The organism is Holdemania filiformis DSM 12042 (assembly GCF_000157995.1).
Taxonomy (GTDB): Bacteria; Bacillota_I; Bacilli_A; order Erysipelotrichales; family Erysipelotrichaceae; genus Holdemania; species Holdemania filiformis.
Window position 1 is genome coordinate 144,781 of sequence record NZ_GG657552.1, and the last position, 3,078, is coordinate 147,858.

Annotated in this window: 2 protein-coding genes; both read left to right on the plus strand. The window is 50.0% G+C overall.

Annotated features, from left to right (window positions below):
• The first annotated feature begins 301 nt into the window (after nucleotides 1-301).
• The gene (locus HOLDEFILI_RS01530; RefSeq protein ID WP_006057576.1) at nucleotides 302-844 is read left to right on the plus strand and encodes an ANTAR domain-containing protein; all 543 of its coding nucleotides are present in this window, start codon (nucleotides 302-304) and stop codon (nucleotides 842-844) included.
• Nucleotides 845-856: 12 nt separating this feature from the next.
• Complete coding sequence (locus tag HOLDEFILI_RS01535; RefSeq protein WP_006057577.1) at nucleotides 857-2,470, plus strand: CTP synthase; 1,614 nt, start codon at nucleotides 857-859, stop codon at nucleotides 2,468-2,470.
• The last annotated feature ends 608 nt before the right edge of the window (nucleotides 2,471-3,078 follow it).

Sequence of the window (3,078 nt, forward strand, 5' to 3'; positions counted from 1 at the left end):
GGAATATAAATTCAGAAAAAAATTCTTGAACTGAAAAAAGTGTTCCTGTATAATACTCCCATTGAACAAAGGGGTTCATGAAATGTCAGTTTTTCATGTCCCCTTTTTCTTGTTGAAACTGAGGTGAAGTCGATGCTGAAAAACAAGCGATTTTCCTTCCGTCCGATTCAGGAATACGATGTCCGGTTTAACCGGCTGATCTTTAGCGGATTGCCTGAAGAAATATCTGAACGGACTCCGCGGCGGGGATATATCCGATATCCGTTGTCCACACTAACAGAGGAAAGACAGGCGAAACCGAATGTTAACCGTATTGTTGGTGAATAATGCGTTAAGCGCAGAGACGTGTTTAAAAAGTGTAATCCGCCGGATCGGCGGACAACTTGTGGCCCAGGCCGGTACCCTGGCCGCCATGACGCCGCTGTTAAAGCTGCAGTCCCTGACGCTGGTTTTAATCGACCTGCCGTCCCAGGAAGAAACCGCGCTTCCGATTTTGTTAAAGCAGGCGAAAGCCTATCCGGACACATTTTTTCTGTTCTGGACGGCGTCTGAAAAACAAAGGAAGACGGAATGGGAGAACGTACTGTTGTGCGCACGTCCGGTGCGGTTGGATCCGCTGCTGAATCAAATCGCGGATCAAGCCCCGGCGCTGCTTCAGCGCAGTCCGGCTTTGAAGAGACTTGCGGCACAGAGCCGGCAAATCCGTCAGGCGAAGCAGGTATTGATGGAAAGAGGGATGAGCGAGGATGAAGCCCATCACGCTTTGGAAAAAATGGCGATGAATTTACGGATCAGCCGCGGCGAAGCCGCCCGGCAGGTCTTAACTGAGAACAAACAAAAGTGAGGAGATGAAAGTATGAAATATATCTTTGTAACCGGCGGCGTCGTTTCCGGGTTAGGGAAAGGCATTACCGCCGCTTCGTTGGGCCGGCTGCTGAAATCCCGGGGATTAAAAGTCGCATCCCAGAAACTGGATCCCTATATCAATGTCGATCCCGGAACGATGAGTCCTTATCAACATGGCGAGGTATTCGTCACCGAAGACGGCGCGGAAACCGATCTGGATCTGGGCCATTATGAACGATTTATCGACGAAGACCTGAACCGGTTTTCCAACCTGACGACTGGCAAGGTCTATTGGAACGTCTTAAATAAGGAACGCCGGGGCGAATATCTCGGCGAAACCGTGCAGGTGATTCCGCATATTACCAATGAGATTAAAAAATTTATTTATTCCGTCGGCGAGTCCTCCAATGCGGACATCGTCATTACGGAGATCGGCGGGACAATCGGCGATATCGAAAGTCAGCCGTTCATCGAGGCGATCCGCCAGATTTCACTGGAAGTGAAAAAGGAAAACTGCCTGTTCATCCATGTGACCTTGATCCCCTATATTGAAGGCAGCGGCGAACTGAAATCCAAACCGACCCAGCATTCTGTCCGCGAACTGCGCGCCAACGGGATCACGCCCGATCTCATCGTCTGCCGCTGCGATCAGCCGCTGCCCTCTGCTTTAAAAGAAAAAATCAGTCTGTTCTGCAACGTTCAGCCGGGCTGCGTGATTGAAAACCGCACGGTGCCGGTGCTTTATGAAGCGCCGCTCATGCTTCAAAAACAGCGCCTGTCGGACAAGGTGTGCGAGCTGCTTCAGCTGGATTGCCCGGAGTGCGATCTGCGCGAATGGAATCAAATGCTCGACCGGATCCGTCAGAGCCGCGAGCACGTCACAATCGGTTTAGTTGGGAAATATGTGAAGCTGCGCGACGCTTATTTATCGGTGGCCGAAGCGCTGCGTCATGGCGGTTATGCCAACGGCGCGCAGGTGGAAATCCGCTGGATCGAAGCGGAAACCGTTACTGAAGAAAGCGCGGAAGTTATCCTGGGCGATTGTGATGGCATTTTAGTTCCCGGCGGTTTCGGCGACCGGGGGATTGAAGGGAAGATTGCGGCGGCGCACTATGCCCGGCGTTATCAGATTCCTTATCTGGGAATTTGTCTGGGGATGCAGACGGCAGCGATTGAATTCGCCCGTCATGCGTTAGGCTATACTGACGCGCATTCGCGTGAATTTGATCCGGCCAGTCCGCATAAGATCATTGATTTCATGGCAGATCAATCGGATGAACTGGAAAAGGGGGGCACAATGCGGTTAGGCGCTTATCCTTGTCTTATCCAGCCGCATTCGCGCTTAGCGTCGATCTACGGCGGCCTCGAGATCCGGGAACGTCACCGTCATCGTTATGAGTTTAACAATGCTTACCGGGAAGAATTTGAAGCGCATGGGATGCGGATCAGCGGAACTTCTCCGGACGGCCGTCTGGTCGAAGCGATCGAATTGGCAGATCATCCGTATTTTGTTGCGGTGCAGTATCACCCGGAATTCAAGAGTCGTCCCAACAAAGCTCATCCGTTATTTTCCGGTCTGATCGCCGCGGCGCTGGAGCGTCAGAAGAATAACAGAGAAGGGTAAAGCACATCGCTGATTCCCGCTCCGCGCTTCACCGATATAAGAGCGTAAGGATAAAACCAATCCAGCTTTCTTGAAGCTGTTGAACAGATCCGCAAAGGAATCAGTTGCGCGAGATTCCCCCGGAAAGAAGCTGAAGGCCAGGCCAAAACCAGGCTGCTATTTAAAGAAAGTTCAGTTACTGCGCGCTGGAAACAGGAAAAGTTAAAAGAGTTACTTCGCGAGTTTCCAAGGTAATAAAAAACAGAACACCTTGAAAACCCTTGAGAACATCTTGATTTCAGACTGATTACAGTCAGCTGATAGTTTTTAGCGGGGACTGTCTTCTTTTCTATCCTCCTTGGCAAAGCGAAAGAAGATAAATTTAGAAGCGTAATTAAATTTATAAAAACACTTGAAATAACTCAAGAATGGAATATACTATGGGTGTAGGGACGCTTGAGAAAGCGATACCCGTCAGACACTATCTCTTATTTGAGAAGTGGTGGACAGATAAGTGCCGGTTACTTTTGGTGGAGTTTGCGGCACTTTTTCTTTCGAGTTCTATAATTTTTAAGATGCAGTCAAGACAGGTTGTCAGAAGCTGGGCAACCGCCAGAATGTCCCTTATC